Origin of the sequence: Enterobacter sp. BNK-29, assembly GCF_048684785.1 — a bacterium.
Classification (GTDB): Bacteria; Pseudomonadota; Gammaproteobacteria; order Enterobacterales; family Enterobacteriaceae; genus Enterobacter; species Enterobacter cloacae_M.
This window is the reverse complement of sequence record NZ_JBLQTU010000001.1, coordinates 1,567,019-1,587,355: the sequence shown is the minus strand read 5'-3', so window position 1 is coordinate 1,587,355 and position 20,337 is coordinate 1,567,019. Positions and strand designations below refer to the sequence as shown.

Genomic DNA, 20,337 nt, shown 5'->3' with positions numbered 1-20,337 from the left:
TCGCCATGGGTATCTTTTCCATCGCCAGCCAGCACATTCGCTTCGCCGTGAAGCTGGCGTGCGCCATCGTGCTGGCGCTGTTTGTTGGCTTTCACTTCCAGCTTGAAACCCCTCGCTGGGCAGTGCTGACGGCTGCGATTGTCGCGGCGGGTCCTGCCTTTGCCGCAGGCGGGGAACCCTATTCAGGCGCGATCCGCTATCGTGGGATGCTGCGTATTATCGGGACGTTTATCGGCTGTTTCGCGGCGCTGACCATTATTATTCTCATGATCCGCACCCCGCTGCTGATGCTGATGGTCTGCTGCATCTGGGCCGGTTTCTGCACCTGGATCTCGTCTCTGGTGAAAGTGGAGAACTCCTACGCCTGGGGACTGGCGGGCTATACCGCGCTGATTATTATCATCACTATCCAAAGCGAACCGCTGCTGGCCCCGCAGTTTGCGGTGGAGCGCTGCAGCGAAATTGTGATTGGTATTGTCAGCGCGATCGTCGCTGATCTGCTTTTCTCCCCGCGCTCCATCAAGCAGGAGGTCGACCGTGAGCTCGACGCGCTGATCGTTGCCCAGTATCAGCTGATGCAGCTGTGCATTAAGCATGGCGATAGCGAAGAGGTGGATAAAGCCTGGAGCGGGCTGGTACGCCGTACGCAGGCGCTGGAAGGTATGCGCAGCAACCTTAACATGGAGTCCTCGCGCTGGGCCCGCGCGAATCGACGTCTTAAAGCCCTCAACACCGTCTCTCTGACGCTGATTACCCAGGCCTGTGAAACCTATCTGATTCAGAACACCCGGCCGGAAGCGGTCACCGATACGTTCCGCGAACTGTTTGCCGAGCCTGTGGAAACCGTACAGGACGTGCATAAGCAGCTTAAGCGCATGCGCCGGGTGATTGCCTGGACCGGGGAGCGCGACACGCCGGTGACCATCTACACCTGGGTCGGCGCCGCGACGCGCTATCTGCTGCTGAAGCGCGGCGTAATCGGTAACACCAAAATCAGCGCGGCGGAAGAAGAGGTGCTGCAGGGGGAAGTGGTGATCAAGGCGGAATCCGCCGAGCGCCATCACGCCATGGTCAATTTCTGGCGTACGACGCTTGCCTGCATGCTCGGCACGCTGTTCTGGCTGTGGACGGGCTGGACGTCCGGCAGCGGCGCGATGGTGATGATTGCCGTTGTGACCGCACTGGCGATGCGTCTGCCTAATCCGCGTATGGTCGCCATTGACTTCCTTTACGGCACGATTGCCGCGTTGCCGATAGGCGCGCTCTATTTCCTGGTCATCATCCCGTCGACGCAACAGAGCATGCTGCTGCTCTGTATTAGCCTGGCGGTAATGGCGTTCTTTATCGGCATTGAAGTGCAAAAGCGGCGTCTGGGATCGCTGGGGGCGCTGGCGAGTACGATTAACATCATCGTGCTCGATAACCCGATGACCTTCCATTTCAGCCAGTTCCTCGACAGCGCGTTAGGCCAGCTGGTGGGCTGCTTCCTGGCCATGATGGTGATACTGCTGGTGCGGGATAACTCGCAGGCAAGAACGGGCCGCGTGCTGCTGAACCAGTTCGTGTCGGCTGCCGTGTCATCTTTGACAACGAATACCGCGCGCCGTAAAGAGAACCACCTCCCCGCGCTGTACCAGCAGCTGTTTTTGCTGCTGAACAAGTTCCCGGGCGATATCGCGAAGTTCCGCCTGGCGTTAACCATGATTATTGCGCACCAGCGTTTGCGTAACGCGCCCGTGCCGATCAACGACGATCTGTCGGCATACCACCGCCAGCTGCGTCGTACCGCCGATCACGTGCTTTCTGCCAGCAGCGATGACAAACGGCGCCGCTACTTTACGCAGCTGCTTGAAGAGCTCGATATCTATCAGGAAAAGCTCAAGCACTGGGAGGCGCCGCCTCAGGTGACCGAGCCGGTAGGACGGCTGGTGTTTATGCTGCATCGCTATCAGAATGCCCTCACGGATAACTGACTGAAGTAAAAAAACCGACGCCAAAAGCGTCGGTTTTTTTGTGGCTATACTTATTCCAGCACGTTCTTACATTTCAGAAAGGGAGAACACATGACGACCCAGGCGCTTCAGGACCACATCCTTTTTCAGACCGGTTATCTGGTCAACGGAATCTGGAAAACGCTGGATACAACCTTTGATGTGCTGAATCCCGCGACCGGCGAGGTCATTGCTAAAGTCGCAAAAGCGGGTAAAGCGCAAACCGAAGACGCTATCGCAGCGGCTACCCAGGCCTTCCCGGCATGGCGTGCCAAAACCGCGAAAGAACGCTCGGCGATTCTCTACCGCTGGTACGAACTGATTATTGAGAATAAAAGCTGGCTCGGGCGGTTGATGACCACCGAACAGGGCAAACCCCTGAAAGAAGCGGAGGGAGAAGTCGAGTACGCCGCCAGCTTTATCCAGTGGTTTGCCGAAGAGGCCAAACGCGCGAACGGTGAAATTATTCCGCCGATAAAACCCGGCTCACGCATTCTGGCGACCCGTGAACCTATTGGTGTGGTCGCGGCGATTACGCCGTGGAACTTCCCGATGGCCATGCTCACCCGCAAGTTAGGCCCGGCGCTTGCGGCAGGATGCACCGGGGTCATTAAACCGGCCAATAACACGCCGCTCAGCGCCTTTGCGCTGCTTACGCTGGCGAAACAGGCCGGAGTGCCCGACGGTGTTCTCAACGCCGTAGCCGGGAATACGCATGAAATCAGCGATGCGATTATGGCAAGCCGCGACGTACGTAAAATCTCCTTTACCGGCTCAACCTCCGTCGGCAAAACGCTGGTGCGTAACGCCGCAGAAACCATGAAAAAAGTCTCGATGGAGCTGGGGGGAAATGCCCCGTATATCGTTTTTGAGGATGCGGATATCGACGCAGCGGTTAAGGGCGCGATCGCCAACAAGTTTCGCAATGCCGGGCAGGTCTGCGTCAGCGTGAACCGTTTTTATATTCAGGAAACCGTCTACGACAAATTTGTGAATAAACTCGCCGATGCGGTGAATGCGCTGAAGGTGGGTAATGGTCTTGAGGAGGGGGTGGTCGTCGGGCCGCTGATTGAACCTTCTGCGGTCAACAAGGTGCGTGAGCATGTCGACGACGCCGTTGCCCGGGGCGCAACCGTACTGGCAGGAGGCAAGCCTCATCCGCTTGGCGGGAATTTCTGGATGCCAACCGTACTGGGCGACTGCCATGAGGGCATGAAGCTGGCAGAAGAAGAGACGTTTGGGCCGCTGGCGGCGTGCTTCCGTTTCACCTCGGAAGATGAAGTCATCCAGCGCGCCAACAACACGCCCTATGGGCTGGCGGCTTACTTCTACACCCAGAATCTTTCTCGGGTCTTCCGCGTTTCACAGGCCATCGAGAGCGGGATGATCGGCATCAACGAGTGCGCCGTCTCCACGGAGCTCGGCCCCTTTGGCGGCGTAAAAGAGTCAGGTCTTGGACGAGAGGGCTCCGTGCTGGGGCTGGAAGAGTATCTGGAAGTTAAAACCCTGCATATTGGGGGATTATAATAGACAGGGCGGCATCTGCCGCTCGCCTGGACTGGGTGGCTGGCAATGAAAACCTATACGTTTGATTTTGACGAGATCGACAGTCAGGAAGACTTCTACCGTGAATTTATCCGGGCGTTTGATCTTGAACGAGAAAGCGTGACGAATCTGGATACGCTGTGGGACGTGGTCACCGGCAGTCAGTTGCCGCTACCGCTGGAGATTGAGTTCATCCATTTGCCCGATAAGCTGCGAAGACGTTTTGGCGCGCTGATATTGCTGTTTGATGAAGCGGAAGAAGAGCTTGAAGGGCAGCTGCGCTTTAACGCGCGGCATTGAATGAAAAAAGCCCCTGACCATAAGGCCAGGGGCAAGTCGTATGATGAGATACGACGAGGGTTTATTTATACAGTTCTGCCGTTGCATGCCAGTGGTCACCCTGATTCAGTTCGGTGACGCGATAGCTGCTGGCGCCTGCTTTTTCAGCTTTGGCGGCAAGTTCGTGACGAATATCCATCGGTGAACCGGTGACAGACGTTACGGAGACGCTGCCCATACGCTGTAGATTTTGTGCCTGGTCGGCATTTACCTGCTGTACGGCTGCGCTTGCGCCGAAAGAGAGAACGGATGCCAGACCGAGGGTTGCGATGATCAATTTGGTTTTCATAGTCTTTACTCCTGAATAGGGTTTTTTACTCAACGGCGAGAAGGGTTGAACAGCTATTTTTATGCCTGGTGCCGTTGAGTGGAGATTTTCGTTTTCAGCTATTACTAAAACTTATTTGTACAGCTCAGCGGTGGCGTGCCAGTGGTCACCGGAACGCGCTTCGATGATGCGATAGGATGACGCACCCTGTTCTTCCGCTTTTTTGTTCAGCATCTCATGCATGTCCATTGGCGATGTGCCGACCGCACCGACAGAAACCGTGCCGATGGCCTGGCGGGATTGCGCCTGGTCAGCATTGATAGAGTCTGCTGCGAAAGCACCGAATGACAGGACGGACAGGACGCTGAGCGCCGCTACAGTTGATTTGATTTTCATGATTCTTACCTCGTCGAATTTTTTCGTGGGGTCTTGTTTCGTGACCCTCATCACAAAATCAAGTATACACTAATAACGGCAAAAATTAATACCAGACTAATGGTTTCTCTTGTTATTACGTGTTAACCAGTCTGTTTTTTATAACCAAATTGCATAATATTGGGCTTTTTTTTGTCATTTTTGTTGGTTATATCTAATAAAATCATATGGATATCAGCTTTTGATTTTTTGTGCGATTTTTTGATTTAGCATTCACCAGATGAATGTTAATGGGTGGTAAAAAGCACTATTTGTCAAAGTGAAGGGCAGAGGAAAAGAGTGAGAAACGCAGCGGAAGCAGAACGATCCCCGCAGCGGCGCTACGGGGAGAGGGGATTAGAGTTCCTGTTCGAACAGTACCAGAATGGCTTCGTGGAGATCTTTCACGGAGAAACCGCTAGCCGGTGTGGTAAAGATGGTGTCATCACCGGCGATAGTCCCGAGGATACCTTCCGTTTTACCCAGCGAGTCCAGCATGCGGGCAATCAGCTGCGCGGCACCAGGGCTTGTGTGGATCACCACGACGGCGTCGTTATGATCGATATCCAGAACCAGGTTTTTGAGCGGGCTGGAGGTGGTCGGCACGCCAAGTTCTGCCGGCAGGCAATAGACCATCTCCATCTTGGCGTTTCGCGTACGCACCGCGCCAAATTTCGTTAACATGCGGGAGACTTTCGACTGATTGATATTATCGAAGCCTTGTTCCTGCAGCGCCTGAACAATTTCTCCCTGAGAACTGAATTTCTCTTCTTTGAGTAGCGCCTTAAACGCCTTTACTAATTCTTCTTGCTTAGACGAGCTTCGCATAAGTCACCCGGAATATGACGATAGAAACAACATTATTATGCATGTGGATGAATTTTTATGCAAATTATCTACTCAGCGCCAGGCTGAAATAATGTTATGAAAGGGAGTGATTTTATCAGATTTCGTTATCAGAAAACATGCCTGGGTCACGCCGCGCAAATAAGCTTAAAAGTAAATTAAATGTTATCAAAATGATGTTGTTTTGGTGGCGGGGCAGGGTGTATTGTAACCACCTCTTAATGCGTTGCCCTCTGTCGTCAGATAGTCTTCTGGTGAGAGATAAAGTCGCGTGACCTCAAATTCTTTAGCTACGAAAATTGTAATTATTTACTTGCTGAATTATGGTCGCCGCAACGGATTTACAGATACTTAAGTTAACCATAATAAGGAGTTTAGGATGAAAGTCGCAGTCCTCGGCGCTGCTGGTGGTATCGGCCAGGCGCTTGCCCTACTACTGAAAACCCAACTGCCTTCAGGCTCAGAACTCTCCCTGTACGATATTGCTCCGGTAACCCCAGGTGTGGCGGTTGACCTGAGCCACATCCCGACTGCTGTAAAAATCAAAGGCTTCTCCGGTGAAGATGCACGTCCTGCTCTGCAGGGTGCCGACGTGGTGCTGATTTCTGCAGGCGTGGCGCGTAAGCCAGGCATGGATCGTTCAGACCTGTTCAACGTCAACGCGGGCATCGTGAAAAACCTGGTGCAGCAGATTGCAGAAATCTGCCCGAAAGCATGCATCGGCATCATCACTAACCCGGTGAACACCACCGTGGCTATCGCGGCAGAAGTGCTGAAGAAAGCGGGTGTTTACGACAAAAACAAACTGTTCGGCGTAACCACGCTGGATATCATCCGTTCCAACACCTTTGTTGCTGAGCTGAAAGGCAAACAGCCAACAGAAGTGGAAGTACCGGTAATTGGCGGTCACTCTGGCGTCACCATCCTGCCTCTGCTGTCGCAGATCCCAGGCGTGAGCTTCACCGAGCAGGAAGTGGCTGACCTGACTAAACGCATCCAGAACGCGGGTACCGAAGTGGTGGAAGCGAAGGCGGGTGGCGGTTCTGCAACCCTGTCTATGGGCCAGGCGGCTGCGCGTTTTGGTCTGTCGCTGGTTCGCGCTCTGCAGGGCGAGAAAGGCGTTGTTGAATGCGCTTACGTTGAAGGCGATGGCGAACACGCTCGCTTCTTCTCTCAGCCGCTGCTGCTGGGTAAAAACGGTATCGAAGAGCGTAAATCCATTGGTACGCTGAGCGCGTTTGAACAACACGCGATGGAAGGCATGCTGGATACGCTGAAGAAAGATATCACCCTGGGCGAAGAGTTCGTTAACAAGTAATACGAACCGTCTCCCGGTAAAAAAAACGGAGCTTATCGCTCCGTTTTTTTATGCCTGTCAGTTAGTGGCCGGGTATTCCTGAATCGTCACGTGCAGCGTCAGTTTCTTATCGTTGCGCATGACCTCAACAGGGATGATAGAACCCGGGCGAATTTCTGCCACCTGATCCATCGTCTCCAGCGCAGAGACCGCTGGCGTGCCGTTGACCGACACAATGACATCGTTTACCTGAATTCCCGCGTTAGCCGCCGGACCACCCGGTGCCACCTCGTTAACCACGATGCCCTGAATCTGATCGATACCGCCGCCCTGGGTATGCATCGGTGCAATTTCGCGCCCGCCGATACCGATATAGCCGCGGATCACGCGTCCGTCGCGGATCAGTTTATCCATGATTTTGGTCGCCAGCTGGAACGGAATGGCAAAGCCGATCCCTTCCGGCGTCTCACCGTCGTTACTTTTATCGAACGAGAGGGTATTGATACCCATCAGCTCGCCCAGCGAGTTGACCAGCGCCCCGCCGGAGTTACCGTGGTTGATGGAGGCATCGGTTTGCAGGAAGTTCTGCCGCCCGGAGGGGTTCAAACCGATACGACCGGTCGCGCTGATGATCCCTTGGGTGATGGTCTGGCCCAGGTTGTAAGGGTTACCGATAGCCAGGACGACGTCACCAATATGCGGGGTACGTTTACGGTTGATCGGGATGACCGGCAAACCGCCCGTGGCATTAATTTTCAGCACGGCCAGGTCGGTCAGGCTGTCAGACCCAACGAGTAACGCCTCAAATACGCGGCCATCCTGCAGGGCGACGATGATCTGGTCGGCATCGTTAATCACGTGCTTGTTGGTAATAATGTACCCGCGCTCGTCCATAATTACCCCGGAGCCGAGGGTGCGGATCTCCAGCTGGTTATGGGCTGAGGTATTCAGACCACGGTTATAGACGTTAACCACGGCAGGTGCGGCACGGCGGACGGCCTGGTTATAGGTGGCCGGCGTTTCATCCGTGCTATCGAACTGGGGAGCCGACAGTTTATTGAACTGACGTAAAGACGGCAGCGCCAGCAGCAGCAGGCCAGCAACAATCAAACCGATGACAGTAGAACGTAAGAGCTTTAAAAGCATGATGCGCGTGTCGTTAAAAAAGGAACGATTTGCAGCATAACATGAGTTATCCGGACATCACACGCAGCGGTGATGTCCGGGTCGCAAATGCTTAGCGCAACAGAATATAGATGGACTCATTGCCACGCATGACCTGCAGGGCAATAACCGCCGGTTTACTTTCCAGCACCTTGCGCAGTTCGGCAATAGACTGCACGCGGTTGCGGTTGACACCGATAATCACGTCATCCTGATGCAATCCGGCCTGTGCGGCAGGGCTGCTCTTCTCGACGGTATCGATGCTAATGCCTTTCGTGCCGTCCTTCAGCTGCCCGTCGCTCAACGTAGCCCCCTGTAGCGCCGGGGCGATAAGCTCCGCGCTGGCCGAGGAAGAGGTGCTCTTATCCAGCGTCACTTCAACGCCAAGCGGCTTACCGTCACGTATCAGGCCCAGCTTCACTTTGGCGCCAGGTTCCGTCGTGGCAATCCGTGAACGCAGTTCTGCAAAGCTGTTCAACGGTTTATCGTTCAGGCTGACGATCACATCCCCTGATTTCACGCCCGCTTTTGCCGAGCCGGAGTTTGGCAGCACTTCACTGACAAACGCCCCGCGCTGTACGTTGATATTGAACGCTTTTGCGATATCCGCGCTCATCTCCATACCTTTAATACCCAGCAGCCCGCGTTTGATTTCACCGAACTGGATCAGCTGCTGCGCCAGGGTTTTGGCCATATTGCTGGGGATAGCAAAACCGATCCCGATGCTGCCGCCGCCCGGGGCCAGAATAGCCGTGTTAATCCCAATCAGCTCGCCGTTAAGGTTAAGCAATGCTCCGCCGGAGTTACCACGGTTGATTGATGCATCGGTCTGGATAAAGTTTTCCAGCCCTTCCAGGTTGAGGCCGCTGCGTCCCAGCGCCGAGACGATCCCGGAGGTGGCGGTCTGCCCTAAGCCAAAGGGGTTGCCGACGGCGACGGCAAAATCGCCGACGCGCAGTTTGTCTGAATCCGCGATGGCAATCTGGGTCAGGTTGCTTGGGTTTTGTACCTGCAGCAGCGCGATGTCGCTCTGGTCATCGCCGCCGATCAGTTTGGCATCAAATTCACGGCCATCGTTCAGCTGGACGCTGATCTTATCCGCCTGGCTGATGACGTGATTGTTGGTCAGGATATAGCCTTTTGCCGCATCAATAATGACGCCAGAGCCCAGGCCTTCAAAAGGCTGCGCCTGCTGGTCGGGAGACTCATCGCCGAAATATTTTTTCAGTTCTTCAGGGACGCGTTGGCTTTGTACTGCGGTGCCCTCAACCTGAACGCTGACGACCGCAGGCAACACTTTTTCCAGCATTGGCGCGAGGCTTGGAATAGCCGCCTGGCCAGGCACCTGGGAGGGAATGGCGGCAAATACAGGGACGGACGCCGAGAGAGATAACCCGACACTTAACGCGATAGCGCTCAACAGCTGGTTTTTTTTCTTCATCGATGTTGACTCTCGTAACCTGGAATAAAGGAAAAACGGCCCTAAAAACACGTTGATGTTATTGAATTTTAAACCGCTGAACAATGAGGTGTTTAACTAAATGATAGCTGGGGTCATCAGGAAAGGACGGGCGCAATCGCTGCGCCCGTAAAATAAATTCAGGTTGTGCGATTAATCGCGTTTTACACCGCCGCGCAGCAGGCCGGATGCGCCATCGGAATAGTCGCGAGGCATCTGAACGGGCGCCTGATCGTTACCGGCTTCAGAGTCAGCCAGACGGTTGCGGAACGGGTTGGTTTCCGCGGTCATTTCCGGCAGCAGGCTGCTGGAGCTTTTTGCCATATGTTGATACAGCTGACGATAGTCGGTTGCCATGTTGTCCAGCAGCTCGGCGCTACGGGCAAAATGGCTGACCAGCTCTTCACGATACTCTTCCAGCTCGGCTTTGTTCTTTTCCAGTTCGTACTGCAGTGACTGCTGCTGACGCAATTTGCGATTACCGAAACGCATGGCCACAGCACCGATGACGATGCCGACGACTAAACCGATTAGCGCATATTCCCAGGTCATGAACTTCTCCCGTTGTCTTGTTGTTCCGTAGGGTGTTGGCTCGGCTCCTGCCTGTGCCTGATAATGCCACTATAACCGCTATTTCTGCAGAAGTGGAATCCTGACGTATCATCGCGTAGTGTAGAACGGCCTTTTTTTCATCAGTCACGTCTGCTGGTGAGCGTTAATTGAAGGAATAACAATAAGATTATGCAAAACCTGTCCCCTGCATCGCGATATCAACTGGCCCTTAACGAGGGCACTCATCAGCCTGATGACGTTCAACGTGAGGCGGTAAACCGTCTGGAGATGATTTATCAGGAGCTCACGGCAAAACCCGCTGAAGTTGAACAGAACGGTGGGCTAAAGGCGGCATTTGGGCGGTTGCTCGGTAAAAAAGCGCCACAGGCTCACGCGCCTGTACGCGGTTTATATATGTGGGGCGGGGTCGGTCGCGGAAAAACCTGGCTGATGGACCTGTTTTACATGAGCCTGCCTGGCGCACGTAAGCAGCGTCTGCACTTCCATCGTTTTATGCTGCGAGTGCATGAAGAGCTGACCGCATTACAGGGCAAGAGCGATCCGCTGGAGATTGTGGCCGACAGGTTCAAAGCTGAAACCGACGTGCTCTGCTTCGACGAGTTTTTTGTGTCCGACATCACCGATGCCATGCTGCTAGGCGGTCTGATGAAAGCGCTATTTGCCCGCGGGATCACGCTGGTGGCCACGTCGAATATCCCGCCGGATGAGCTCTATCGTAACGGCCTGCAGCGGGCACGCTTCCTGCCCGCCATCGATGCCATCAAGCAGCACTGCGACATCATGAACGTCGATGCCGGTGTTGATTATCGTCTGCGCACGCTGACCCAGGCGCACCTGTGGCTTTCGCCGTTAAATGCCGATACCACCCGCGAGATGGATACACTCTGGCTGGCGCTGGCGGGAGCAAAACGCGAGCACGCCCCGGAACTCGAGATTAACCATCGACCGCTGCCCACGCTTGGCGTCGAAAACCAAACGCTGGCTGTCTCCTTTACGACGCTCTGCGTGGATGCCCGCAGCCAGCACGACTACATTGCGCTTTCGCGTCTGTTCCACACCGTGATGGTACTGGACGTGCCGGTGATGACGCGGCTGATGGAGAGCGAAGCACGACGCTTCATTGCGCTGGTGGACGAGTTTTATGAGCGCCACGTCAAGCTGGTGGTCAGCGCCGAGGTACCTTTATATGAGATTTACCAGGGCGAGCGGCTGAAGTTTGAGTTCCAGCGCTGCCTGTCGCGCCTGCAGGAGATGCAGAGTGAGGAATACCTGAAGCTGGAGCATATGCCGTAACAAATGCCACCCTCTCCCGTGGGAGAGGGGCTGGGGGTGAGGGCACCAGACCGCACAATACACACCCCCGAAAAACCCATTCCAAATCACATTTAAGGGTCGATCTTTGACCTCAACTTCTCTATAATCTTGCGACCCCACGTTACGAGAAGGTTTTTTTCCCGAAACTTTCTATGTGTCGGCATGTGCTATTCGAAGGGGTAGGTTTGCCGGACTTTGTCGTGTGAACCTCAACTGACTAAACGTTTGGGTGTTCACCAACGTGTAACTTATTATTTGGGTAAGCTTTTAATGAAAACTTTTACAGCTAAACCAGAAACCGTACAGCGCGACTGGTATGTTGTTGACGCGACCGGTAAAACTCTGGGCCGTCTGGCTACTGAACTGGCTCGTCGCCTGCGCGGTAAGCATAAAGCGGAATACACTCCGCACGTTGATACCGGTGATTACATCATCGTTCTGAACGCTGATAAAGTTGCTGTAACCGGCAACAAGCGTACTGACAAAGTGTACTATCACCACACTGGCCACATCGGTGGTATCAAAGAAGCGACCTTTGAAGAGATGATTGCCCGCCGTCCTGAGCGTGTGATTGAAATCGCGGTTAAAGGCATGCTGCCAAAAGGCCCGCTGGGTCGTGCTATGTTCCGTAAACTGAAAGTTTACGCAGGCAACGAGCACAACCACGCGGCACAGCAACCGCAAGTTCTTGACATCTAATCGGGATTATAGGCAATGGCTGAAAATCAATACTACGGCACTGGTCGCCGCAAAAGTTCCGCAGCTCGCGTTTTCATCAAACCGGGCAGTGGTAAAATCGTAATCAACCAGCGTTCTCTGGAACAATACTTCGGTCGCGAAACTGCCCGCATGGTAGTTCGCCAGCCGCTGGAACTGGTTGACATGGTAGAAAAACTGGATCTGTACATCACCGTTAAAGGTGGTGGTATCTCCGGTCAGGCTGGTGCGATCCGTCACGGTATCACCCGCGCTCTGATGGAGTACGACGAATCCCTGCGTTCTGAACTGCGTAAAGCTGGCTTCGTTACTCGTGACGCGCGTCAGGTTGAACGTAAGAAAGTGGGTCTGCGTAAAGCACGTCGTCGTCCACAGTTCTCCAAACGTTAATCCATTCTGCTTACGCAGAACGATTGGCGAAAAACCCGCTTCGGCGGGTTTTTTTATGGATAATGCGCAGGTTATCCACAATATCCATGCATATATCTTCTCTTTTTCCACATTTCCAGAATCCCCTCACCACAAAGCCATCAAAATCTGGTAAACTATCATCCAATTTTCTGCCCAAATATCGGTGAATACTCGATTTTTGTTCGTTTCTTGAACAATGTGTTTTCTCTGGGATGGGCGATACAACATCTGGCTGGCCCCTGTTGGGCTGGTAGCAGTAAAAATTCTGAATATACCTGGAGGTTTTCATGGCTGTCGCTGCCAACAAACGTTCGGTAATGACGCTGTTTTCTGGTCCTACTGACATTTATAGCCATCAGGTTCGTATCGTGCTGGCCGAGAAGGGTGTCAGTTTTGAGATCGAGCATGTGGAAAAGGATAACCCGCCTCAGGATCTGATCGATCTCAACCCGAGCCAAAGCGTACCGACGCTGGTGGATCGCGAGCTGACCCTGTGGGAATCCCGTATCATTATGGAATATCTGGATGAGCGTTTCCCGCATCCGCCACTGATGCCTGTTTACCCTGTCGCGCGTGGTGAAAGCCGCCTGTACATGCAGCGTATCGAAAAAGACTGGTACTCGCTGATGAACGTGATTACCAGCGGTTCTGCTTCTGAAGCTGACGCTGCACGTAAACAACTGCGTGAAGAGCTGCTGGCGATCGCTCCTGTGTTTGGTCAGAAACCATTCTTCCTGAGCGATGAGTTCAGCCTGGTGGATTGCTACCTGGCACCGCTGCTGTGGCGTCTGCCAACCCTGGGCGTAGAGTTCAGCGGTCCTGGCGCGAAAGAGCTGAAGGGCTATATGACTCGCGTATTTGAACGCGACTCTTTCCTGGCATCTTTAACTGAACCGGAACGTGAAATGCGTCTCGGCCGAGGCTAATGACTGTGGAAATGTCACAACTTACCCCACGCCGTCCTTATCTGCTGCGCGCCTTCTATGAATGGCTGCTGGATAACCAGCTCACGCCGCACCTGGTTGTGGATGTGACGTTGCCGGGCGTGCTGGTTCCTATGGAATATGCGCGTGACGGGCAGATCGTACTGAACATTGCGCCGCGTGCGGTGGGTAACCTGGAGCTGGCAAACGATGAAGTGCGCTTCAACGCGCGTTTCGGCGGCGTGCCGCGTCAGGTTTCCGTACCTCTGGCAGCCGTGCTGGCTATCTACGCGCGTGAAAACGGTGCGGGTACCATGTTCGAGCCGGAAGCGGCGTATGATGAAGATGTTGCCAGCCTGAATGATGACAACGCATCCGATGAGCGCGAAAGCGACACGGTGATGTCACTTATCGATGGTGATAAACCCGATCATCACGACGACAATGACCCTGATGACGATCCGCCTCCGCGCGGTGGTCGTCCGGCTCTTCGCGTCGTGAAATAAAAAACAGGCCCAATCGGGCCTGTTTTTTTTTACACTTCCAGGTAGTTCAGGATCCCGTCAGCCGCTTTACGACCTTCGGCAATCGCCGTTACCACCAGGTCAGAACCGCGAACGATATCGCCACCGGCGAAGATTTTCGGGTTGCTGGTCTGGAATGCGTTATCGCTGCCTTCTGGCGCAATCACGCGGCCCTGCGAATCCAGCTCGACGCTGTGCTTCGCCAGCCATTCCATGCTGTGAGGACGGAAACCGAACGCCATCACTACGGCATCGGCCGGGATGACGTGCTCAGAACCGGCTACGATCTCGGCGCGACGACGGCCTTTCGCATCCGGTGCGCCCATCTCAGTGCGCGCCATCTTCACGCCGCTCACTTTACCGTTGGCATTCACTTCAATACCCAGAGGCTGGATGTTGAACTGGAACTCCACGCCCTCTTCACGCGCGTTTTTCACTTCGCGTTTAGAGCCCGGCATGTTCTCTTCGTCACGACGGTAGGCGCAGATCACGTGTGCCGCATTCTGACGAATGGAGGTACGCACGCAGTCCATCGCGGTATCACCGCCGCCCAGCACCACCACGCGTTTGCCTTCCATGCTGACGAACGGCTCATCGGCGGTTTCGCCGTAGCCCATGATCTGCTTGGTGTTGGCAATCAGGAACGGCAGCGCATCGTACACGCCCGGCGCATCTTCGTTCTCCAGACCGCCGCGCATGGACTGATAGGTGCCCACGCCGAGGAACACGGCGTCGTAATCCTTCAGCAGGTCGTCGAGCTGCACGTCGCGACCCACTTCCACGTTCAGTTTGAACTCAATGCCCATACCGGTGAAGATTTCACGGCGACGGGTCATGACCTCTTTTTCCAGCTTGAAGGCCGGAATACCGAAGGTCAGCAGACCGCCGATTTCCGGATGGCGGTCAAAGACCACCGCCTTCACGCCGTTGCGGGTCAGCACGTCCGCACAGGCCAGGCCCGCCGGGCCCGCACCGATGATTGCCACGCGCTTGTCGGTTTGCTTCACGCCGGTCATATCCGGACGCCAGCCCATCTCGAACGCTTTATCGTTGATATAGCGCTCGATGTTGCCGATGGTCACCGCGCCGAACTCGTCGTTCAGCGTACAGGAACCTTCGCACAGACGGTCCTGAGGGCACACGCGGCCGCACACTTCCGGCAGGGTGTTGGTCTGGTGAGACAGCTCGGCGGCTTCAAATATACGCCCTTCGTTGGCCAGCTTCAGCCAGTTCGGGATGTAGTTGTGTACCGGACATTTCCATTCGCAGTAAGGGTTACCGCAGGACAGGCAGCGGTCTGCCTGTGCCTTGGCCTGGCCTTCTGAAAACGGCTCGTAGATTTCAACAAATTCAATTTTGCGGATCTTCAGCGGTTTCTTTGGCGGATCAACACGCTGCAGGTCGATAAACTGGTATACGTTCTGGCTCATCTGAATTCCTTACTGCGCCTGCACGCGCAGCTCTGCTGCGCTACGACTACGGTGACCCAACAGGGCTTTAACATCGCTGGACTTCGGCTTAACCAGCGCGAATTTCGCAGAGAACGCCGGCCAGTTCGCCAGGATCTCTTCGCCGCGCGAAGAACCGGTATGCTGCACGTGTTCGGTAATCAAACCGCGCAGGTGTTCTTCGTGAATGGCCAGCGTATCAACGTCCAGCACTTCTACCAGCTCCGGGTTCACGCGTTTGCGGAACTCACCGTCTTCGTCCAGGACGTACGCAAAACCGCCCGTCATGCCCGCGCCGAAGTTCACGCCGGTTTTACCCAGAACGCAAACAATCCCGCCCGTCATGTATTCACAACCGTTATCGCCAATGCCTTCCACCACGGTGATAGCACCGGAGTTACGCACCGCAAAACGCTCGCCCGCACGGCCTGCTGCAAACAGACGACCGCCGGTCGCGCCGTACAGGCAGGTGTTACCGATGATGCTGGCTTCATGGCTGCGGAAGGCTGAGCCGACCGGAGGACGCACCGCCAGCAGACCGCCTGCCATGCCTTTACCGACGTAGTCGTTGGCATCGCCGGTCAGGTACAGCTCAACGCCGCCTGCGTTCCATACGCCGAAGCTCTGACCCGCGGTACCGCTGAAGTGCGCGGTAATCGGATCCGCCGCCAGCCCCTGGTCACCGTGCGTTTGCGCGATGTAGCCGGAGAGGGAGGCGCCCACGGAGCGGTCGGTGTTGCGGATATCAAACCAGAACGTTTTGCTCTGCTTGTCGTCCACGTACGGTTTCGCCTGCTGCAGCAGCTGCGCGTTCAGCACGCCGTTATCGAACGGCGGGTTGTTCTCGGTGCAGTAGACCGCTTTGCCAGGGTGCGGCTGCGCGGTTTCCAGCAGCTTAGACAGCTCAAGCTTCTGCTGCTTAGCAGTGAAACCGTCCAGCTCTTTCAGCAGGTCGGTACGGCCAATCAGGTCCACCAGGCGTTTCACGCCCAGCTGCGCCATCAGCTCGCGGGTTTCGCGGGCGATGAACTCAAAGTAGTTGGTCACTTTGAACGGCAGACCGTGATAGTGGTTCTTACGCAGCTTCTCGTCCTGGGTAGCAACGCCGGTTGCGCAGTTGTTCAGGTGGCAAATACGCAGGTATTTACAGCCGAGCGCAACCATTGGGCCGGTACCGAAGCCGAAGCTTTCCGCGCCGAGGATCGCCGCTTTAATGATGTCGAGACCGGTTTTCAGGCCGCCGTCCACCTGCAGGCGGATCTTGTGACGCAGACCGTTCGCCACCAGCGCCTGCTGGGTTTCCACCAGGCCAAGCTCCCACGGGCAGCCCGCGTATTTCACGGAGGAGAGCGGGCTTGCGCCGGTGCCGCCGTCATAGCCGGCGATGGTGATAAGATCCGCATAGGCTTTCGCCACGCCGGTAGCGATGGTGCCGACGCCCGGTTCGGAAACCAGCTTCACGGAGATCATCGCCTTCGGGTTGACCTGCTTCAGGTCGAAAATCAGCTGCGCTAAGTCCTCGATAGAGTAGATATCGTGGTGCGGCGGCGGGGAGATCAGCGTCACGCCCGGCACGGAATAGCGCAGTTTGGCGATGTACGGGGTAACTTTATCACCCGGCAGCTGGCCGCCTTCGCCAGGTTTAGCACCCTGAGCGACTTTAATCTGGATCACGTCGGCGTTGACCAGGTACGCAGGCGTCACGCCAAAGCGACCGGATGCCACCTGCTTGATACGGGACACTTTGTTGGTGCCGTAACGCGCCGGATCTTCACCGCCTTCGCCGGAGTTGGAGTTGCCGCCGATGCTGTTCATGGCTTCCGCCAGCGCTTCGTGGGCTTCCGGGCTCAGCGCGCCGATGGACATCGCCGCGGTGTCGAAGCGTTTGAACAGCTCGGATGCAGGCTCAACCTCGTCAATGCTGACCGCTTCATCACCCGGATTCAGGGCAATGAGGTCGCGCAGCGTTGCCGCCGGACGGTTATTTACCAGCTCAGCGTACTGCTGGTAATCACTGTATTCGCCGCTCTGAACCGCCTGCTGCAGCGTGCGCACCACGTCCGGGTTATAGGCGTGGTATTCGCCGCCGTGAACGTATTTCAGCAGACCGCCCTGATCCAGCGGCTTACGTGCCAGCCAGGCGCGTTTGGACAGGTTCACCAGATCCTGCTGGAAGTCAGCAAAACCGGCGCCGCCGATGCGGCTGACCACGCCCTGGAAGCAGAGGTTGGCGACCTCGTCATGCAGGCCGACCGCTTCAAACAGCTTCGAACAGCGGTAGGAGGCAATGGTCGAGATGCCCATTTTGGACATGATCTTGTACAGACCTTTGTTGATGCCGTTACGGTAGTTCAGCATCACCGCGCGATAATCTTTGTCGATCGCGCGGGTATCCACCAGACGGGCCAGCGTTTCGTAGGCCAGGTACGGGTAGATCGCCGTCGCGCCAAAGCCTAACAGCACGGCAAAGTGGTGCGGGTCGCGGGCGCTGGCGGTTTCCACAATGATGTTGGCGTCACAGCGCAGACTCTTGTCGACCAGACGCGTCTGGATAGCGCCAACAGCCATCGGGGCAGGCACCGGCAGACGGTTTTTCGCGATATTGCGGTCGGACAGCACCAGCAGAACGGTACCGTTACGCACCATCTGTTCGGCTTTGTCACACAGCGCATTCACCGTCTCTTCGAGGCTCGCTTCGGTCACGTCGAAGGTAATATCGAGCGTGTCGGCGCGGTAGTGCTCCTCTTTCATGGTGGTGAGCTGTTTGAAATCGGAGTACAGCAGGATCGGCGATTTAAAGGTCAGACGGTGCGCCTGGCCTTCTGCCTCGCAGAAGACGTTCATCTCGCGACCGATGCTGGTGGCCAGCGACATCACGTGCGCTTCGCGCAGCGGGTCGATCGGCGGGTTGGTCACCTGCGCGAACTGCTGACGGAAATAGTCATAGATGATGCGCGGCTGGCTGGAGAGCACGGCAAATGGGGTATCGTCCCCCATGGAGCCGACCGCTTCCTGGCCGTTTTCACCCAGTACGCGAATAACAGAGTCCAGCTCTTCCGCGCTGTAGTTAAACTGTTTCTGGAAGCTTGCAAGCGTATCGTCGTCCAGTTCGCGACGACCCACTTCTTCATCCGATAAATCTTCGAACGGCACGAGGCGACGGACGTTTTTCTCCATCCACTCTTTGTACGGATGGCGGCTTTTAAGATCGTGATCGGTTTCGGCAGAGTGCAGAATGCGACCTCCGCGGGTGTCGATCACCATCAGCTCGCCCGGACCGACGCGGCCTTTCTCGACCACTTCGTCAGGCTGGTAATCCCAGATACCGACTTCAGAGGCGCAGGTGATGAGCTTGTCTTTGGTGATGACGTAGCGCGCCGGACGCAGACCGTTACGGTCCAGGTTACAGGCGGCAAAGCGGCCGTCGGACATGACGATGCCCGCCGGGCCGTCCCACGGCTCCATGTGCATGGAGTTAAAGTCGAAGAACGCGCGCAGCTCGGGGTCCATATCCGGGTTGTTCTGCCAGGCCGGTGGCACGAGCAGACGCATGGCGCGCACGATATCCATCCCGCCCGCCAGCAGCAGTTCCAGCATGTTATCCATTGAACTGGAGTCAGAGCCGGTTTCGTTCACGAACGGCGCGGCATCGTGCAGGTCAGGGATCAGCGGCGTCTGGAACTTATAGGTACGGGCGCGGGCCCACTGGCGGTTACCGGTGATGGTGTTGATCTCGCCGTTGTGCGCCAGGTAGCGGAACGGCTGAGCCAGCGGCCAGCGCGGAACGGTGTTGGTGGAGAAGCGCTGGTGGAACAGGCAAATGGCCGATTCCAGACGCAGGTCCGCCAGGTCCAGGTAGAAGCGCGGCAGGTCAGCCGGCATACACAGACCTTTATAGATGTTCACCAGGTTAGAGAGGCTACAGACGTAGAACTCTTTATCGTCCTGGAGACGTTTTTCAATGCGGCGGCGGGCAATAAACAGACGGCGTTCCATATCACGCGGACGCCAGCCCGCAGGCGCGTTGACGAAAATCTGTTCAATACGAGGCAGCGAGGAGAGGGCGATTTCACCGAGAACCCCTTCGTTGGTTGGCACATTGCGCCAGCCGACAATCGACAGGGTTTCACGCTGAAGTTCTTCTTCGACGATGCGGCGTGAGGCGGCAGCCTTTTCAGGATCCTGGTTCAGGAACAGCATGCCGACAGCGTAGTTTTTGGCTAAACGCCAGCCGCGCTCTTCCGCCACGATGCGGAAGAAACGATCCGGTTTTTGCAGCAGCAGGCCGCAACCGTCGCCCGTTTTACCATCGGCAAGAATAGCGCCACGGTGCTGCATTCGGGCCAGTGCGTGAATAGCAGTACGCACTACCTTGTGGCTAGGTTCGCCTTCTATGTGGGCGATCAGGCCGAAACCACAGTTATCCTTCTCAAGGGATTTATCGTACAACATATCAGTGAACCTCCCCAGGCTCGTCGGGCTTCCCACTGAACTTTACCGTGGCGCACAGGCACAGAAAGAGCATGGCGACGGGGTTTGCGTTTCATACGCGGACCTCGCATTCGCCCTCTTTTTCATCCTTTCGCGCAGGTAAACAAGTTTGAGGACTTGCTTCAGAGGGAATCTCAATTACTGCATAAATATGATGAGCAGGCCGCTCATCCAGAAAGCTTCCAGCGGATTTCCAACTTATCGGGAATTGGTACACAGGTCAAATGGCAATCTTATTTATACAAAAATGTGCTAAAGAGAGTTTATGCATTTGAAATTAAATGGTATTTAACTATTTTTACATTGATTGCATGCCCTGGCAGGACGCAGCGGAGTGTGATCTGACTCACTATATGAAAGCGGTATTATCAATGTAGCGTGCTGAATAGCCGTTTTATAGCAGAATAATAATCTGGTATAGGCTGCAAACCCGCATAAACCCACTGTTTTTCAGTGGTGGCGCTATAAATGAAAAAAACAATCAGAACATAAGGAAAAGTAATCACGAATGGCGTGAATGAAATTGCAGTAATCCTGAGTATTTATTCATATAGATAAAAGCCGTCCAGGGCGATTGATCCAGGTCATCGCCGACAGAGGCTAAAAGTGGCAG

Annotated in this window: 17 protein-coding genes; 9 read left to right on the top strand and 8 right to left on the bottom strand. The window is 55.3% G+C overall.

Annotated elements, in window-relative coordinates:
- Positions 1–5: 5 nt before the first annotated feature.
- The 3 genes from aaeB to ACMGGX_RS07525 all read left to right on the top strand — a co-directional run bounded on the left by aaeB (position 6) and on the right by ACMGGX_RS07525 (position 3,836).
- Complete coding sequence (aaeB, locus tag ACMGGX_RS07535) at positions 6–1,973, top strand: p-hydroxybenzoic acid efflux pump subunit AaeB (RefSeq protein ID WP_045355383.1); 1,968 nt, start codon at positions 6–8, stop codon at positions 1,971–1,973.
- Between the two features lie 90 nt (positions 1,974–2,063).
- Positions 2,064–3,518, top strand: coding sequence for an NAD-dependent succinate-semialdehyde dehydrogenase (locus ACMGGX_RS07530; protein ID WP_420298239.1), 1,455 nt, complete (start codon positions 2,064–2,066; stop codon positions 3,516–3,518).
- Between the two features lie 45 nt (positions 3,519–3,563).
- Complete coding sequence (locus ACMGGX_RS07525; RefSeq protein WP_023309391.1) at positions 3,564–3,836, top strand: barstar family protein; 273 nt, start codon at positions 3,564–3,566, stop codon at positions 3,834–3,836.
- A 61-nt stretch (positions 3,837–3,897) separates the two neighbouring features.
- Here ACMGGX_RS07525 and yhcN (ACMGGX_RS07520) read toward each other — a convergent pair whose 3' ends face one another.
- From yhcN (ACMGGX_RS07520) to argR, 3 genes are all read right to left on the bottom strand, one after another.
- Positions 3,898–4,164: a peroxide/acid stress response protein YhcN gene (gene yhcN, locus ACMGGX_RS07520; RefSeq protein ID WP_032659672.1), complete on the bottom strand. Its 267-nt coding sequence runs from the start codon at positions 4,162–4,164 to the stop codon at positions 3,898–3,900.
- A 111-nt stretch (positions 4,165–4,275) separates the two neighbouring features.
- On the bottom strand, positions 4,276–4,539 hold the full coding sequence (gene yhcN / locus ACMGGX_RS07515; protein WP_023309389.1) for a peroxide/acid stress response protein YhcN: 264 nt from the start codon (positions 4,537–4,539) through the stop codon (positions 4,276–4,278).
- A gap of 375 nt (positions 4,540–4,914) precedes the next feature.
- Complete coding sequence (gene argR / locus ACMGGX_RS07510) at positions 4,915–5,385, bottom strand: transcriptional regulator ArgR (protein WP_023309388.1); 471 nt, start codon at positions 5,383–5,385, stop codon at positions 4,915–4,917.
- A 397-nt stretch (positions 5,386–5,782) separates the two neighbouring features.
- Between argR and mdh the strand changes: the two genes are divergently transcribed.
- Positions 5,783–6,721: a malate dehydrogenase gene (mdh, locus tag ACMGGX_RS07505; RefSeq protein ID WP_023309387.1), complete on the top strand. Its 939-nt coding sequence runs from the start codon at positions 5,783–5,785 to the stop codon at positions 6,719–6,721.
- Positions 6,722–6,778: 57 nt separating this feature from the next.
- Here mdh and degS read toward each other — a convergent pair whose 3' ends face one another.
- From degS to zapG, 3 genes are all read right to left on the bottom strand, one after another.
- Entirely contained in the window at positions 6,779–7,846 is a 1,068-nt protein-coding gene (gene degS, locus ACMGGX_RS07500) for an outer membrane-stress sensor serine endopeptidase DegS (protein WP_023309386.1), read from the bottom strand.
- A 91-nt stretch (positions 7,847–7,937) separates the two neighbouring features.
- The gene (gene degQ / locus ACMGGX_RS07495) at positions 7,938–9,305 is read right to left on the bottom strand and encodes a serine endoprotease DegQ (RefSeq protein ID WP_181593944.1); all 1,368 of its coding nucleotides are present in this window, start codon (positions 9,303–9,305) and stop codon (positions 7,938–7,940) included.
- 171 nt (positions 9,306–9,476) lie between these two features.
- The gene (gene zapG, locus ACMGGX_RS07490) at positions 9,477–9,875 is read right to left on the bottom strand and encodes a Z-ring associated protein ZapG (RefSeq protein WP_008502832.1); all 399 of its coding nucleotides are present in this window, start codon (positions 9,873–9,875) and stop codon (positions 9,477–9,479) included.
- A 189-nt stretch (positions 9,876–10,064) separates the two neighbouring features.
- Here zapG and zapE point away from each other — a divergent pair, with 189 nt between their 5' ends.
- The 5 genes from zapE (at position 10,065) to sspB (ending at position 13,767) form a co-directional block, all read left to right on the top strand.
- Positions 10,065–11,189 carry a cell division protein ZapE gene (gene zapE, locus ACMGGX_RS07485; RefSeq protein ID WP_181593943.1) on the top strand — a complete coding sequence of 375 codons (1,125 nt, stop codon included), beginning with the start codon at positions 10,065–10,067 and terminating at the stop codon, positions 11,187–11,189.
- 291 nt (positions 11,190–11,480) lie between these two features.
- Positions 11,481–11,909, top strand: a complete 429-nt coding sequence (gene rplM, locus ACMGGX_RS07480) for a 50S ribosomal protein L13 (protein ID WP_006178824.1) — start codon at positions 11,481–11,483, stop codon at positions 11,907–11,909.
- A gap of 15 nt (positions 11,910–11,924) precedes the next feature.
- The gene (rpsI, locus tag ACMGGX_RS07475; protein WP_003860436.1) at positions 11,925–12,317 is read left to right on the top strand and encodes a 30S ribosomal protein S9; all 393 of its coding nucleotides are present in this window, start codon (positions 11,925–11,927) and stop codon (positions 12,315–12,317) included.
- 308 nt (positions 12,318–12,625) lie between these two features.
- Positions 12,626–13,264 (top strand): stringent starvation protein SspA, encoded by a 639-nt coding sequence (gene sspA / locus ACMGGX_RS07470; protein ID WP_014885418.1) that lies wholly within the window; start codon positions 12,626–12,628, stop codon positions 13,262–13,264.
- A 5-nt stretch (positions 13,265–13,269) separates the two neighbouring features.
- Positions 13,270–13,767 carry a ClpXP protease specificity-enhancing factor gene (gene sspB, locus ACMGGX_RS07465; protein ID WP_024906337.1) on the top strand — a complete coding sequence of 166 codons (498 nt, stop codon included), beginning with the start codon at positions 13,270–13,272 and terminating at the stop codon, positions 13,765–13,767.
- Positions 13,768–13,796: 29 nt separating this feature from the next.
- On the opposite strand, the gene gltD is transcribed toward sspB, so the two are convergent.
- Both gltD and gltB read right to left on the bottom strand, forming a co-directional pair.
- A complete protein-coding gene (gltD, locus tag ACMGGX_RS07460; RefSeq protein ID WP_023309377.1) occupies positions 13,797–15,215 on the bottom strand; it encodes a glutamate synthase subunit GltD in 1,419 nt (472 codons plus the stop codon).
- 9 nt (positions 15,216–15,224) lie between these two features.
- Positions 15,225–19,685 carry a glutamate synthase large subunit gene (gene gltB / locus ACMGGX_RS07455; protein ID WP_181593941.1) on the bottom strand — a complete coding sequence of 1,487 codons (4,461 nt, stop codon included), beginning with the start codon at positions 19,683–19,685 and terminating at the stop codon, positions 15,225–15,227.
- Positions 19,686–20,337 lie beyond the last annotated feature (652 nt).

What these genes read in the sequence shown, in the direction of transcription:
- rplM (WP_006178824.1), top strand. Translation starts at nt 11,481, where the DNA reads ATGAAAACTTTTACAGCTAAACCAGAAACCGTACAGCGCGACTGGTAT.
- zapG (WP_008502832.1), bottom strand. Translation starts at nt 9,875, where the DNA reads ATGACCTGGGAATATGCGCTAATCGGTTTAGTCGTCGGCATCGTCATC.
- aaeB (WP_045355383.1), top strand. Translation starts at nt 6, where the DNA reads ATGGGTATCTTTTCCATCGCCAGCCAGCACATTCGCTTCGCCGTGAAG.
- mdh (WP_023309387.1), top strand. Translation starts at nt 5,783, where the DNA reads ATGAAAGTCGCAGTCCTCGGCGCTGCTGGTGGTATCGGCCAGGCGCTT.
- ACMGGX_RS07530 (WP_420298239.1), top strand. Translation starts at nt 2,064, where the DNA reads ATGACGACCCAGGCGCTTCAGGACCACATCCTTTTTCAGACCGGTTAT.
- zapE (WP_181593943.1), top strand. Translation starts at nt 10,065, where the DNA reads ATGCAAAACCTGTCCCCTGCATCGCGATATCAACTGGCCCTTAACGAG.
- gltD (WP_023309377.1), bottom strand. Translation starts at nt 15,215, where the DNA reads ATGAGCCAGAACGTATACCAGTTTATCGACCTGCAGCGTGTTGATCCG.
- yhcN (WP_023309389.1), bottom strand. Translation starts at nt 4,539, where the DNA reads ATGAAAATCAAATCAACTGTAGCGGCGCTCAGCGTCCTGTCCGTCCTG.
- rpsI (WP_003860436.1), top strand. Translation starts at nt 11,925, where the DNA reads ATGGCTGAAAATCAATACTACGGCACTGGTCGCCGCAAAAGTTCCGCA.
- degQ (WP_181593944.1), bottom strand. Translation starts at nt 9,305, where the DNA reads ATGAAGAAAAAAAACCAGCTGTTGAGCGCTATCGCGTTAAGTGTCGGG.
- degS (WP_023309386.1), bottom strand. Translation starts at nt 7,846, where the DNA reads ATGCTTTTAAAGCTCTTACGTTCTACTGTCATCGGTTTGATTGTTGCT.
- ACMGGX_RS07525 (WP_023309391.1), top strand. Translation starts at nt 3,564, where the DNA reads ATGAAAACCTATACGTTTGATTTTGACGAGATCGACAGTCAGGAAGAC.
- gltB (WP_181593941.1), bottom strand. Translation starts at nt 19,685, where the DNA reads ATGTTGTACGATAAATCCCTTGAGAAGGATAACTGTGGTTTCGGCCTG.
- yhcN (WP_032659672.1), bottom strand. Translation starts at nt 4,164, where the DNA reads ATGAAAACCAAATTGATCATCGCAACCCTCGGTCTGGCATCCGTTCTC.
- sspA (WP_014885418.1), top strand. Translation starts at nt 12,626, where the DNA reads ATGGCTGTCGCTGCCAACAAACGTTCGGTAATGACGCTGTTTTCTGGT.
- argR (WP_023309388.1), bottom strand. Translation starts at nt 5,385, where the DNA reads ATGCGAAGCTCGTCTAAGCAAGAAGAATTAGTAAAGGCGTTTAAGGCG.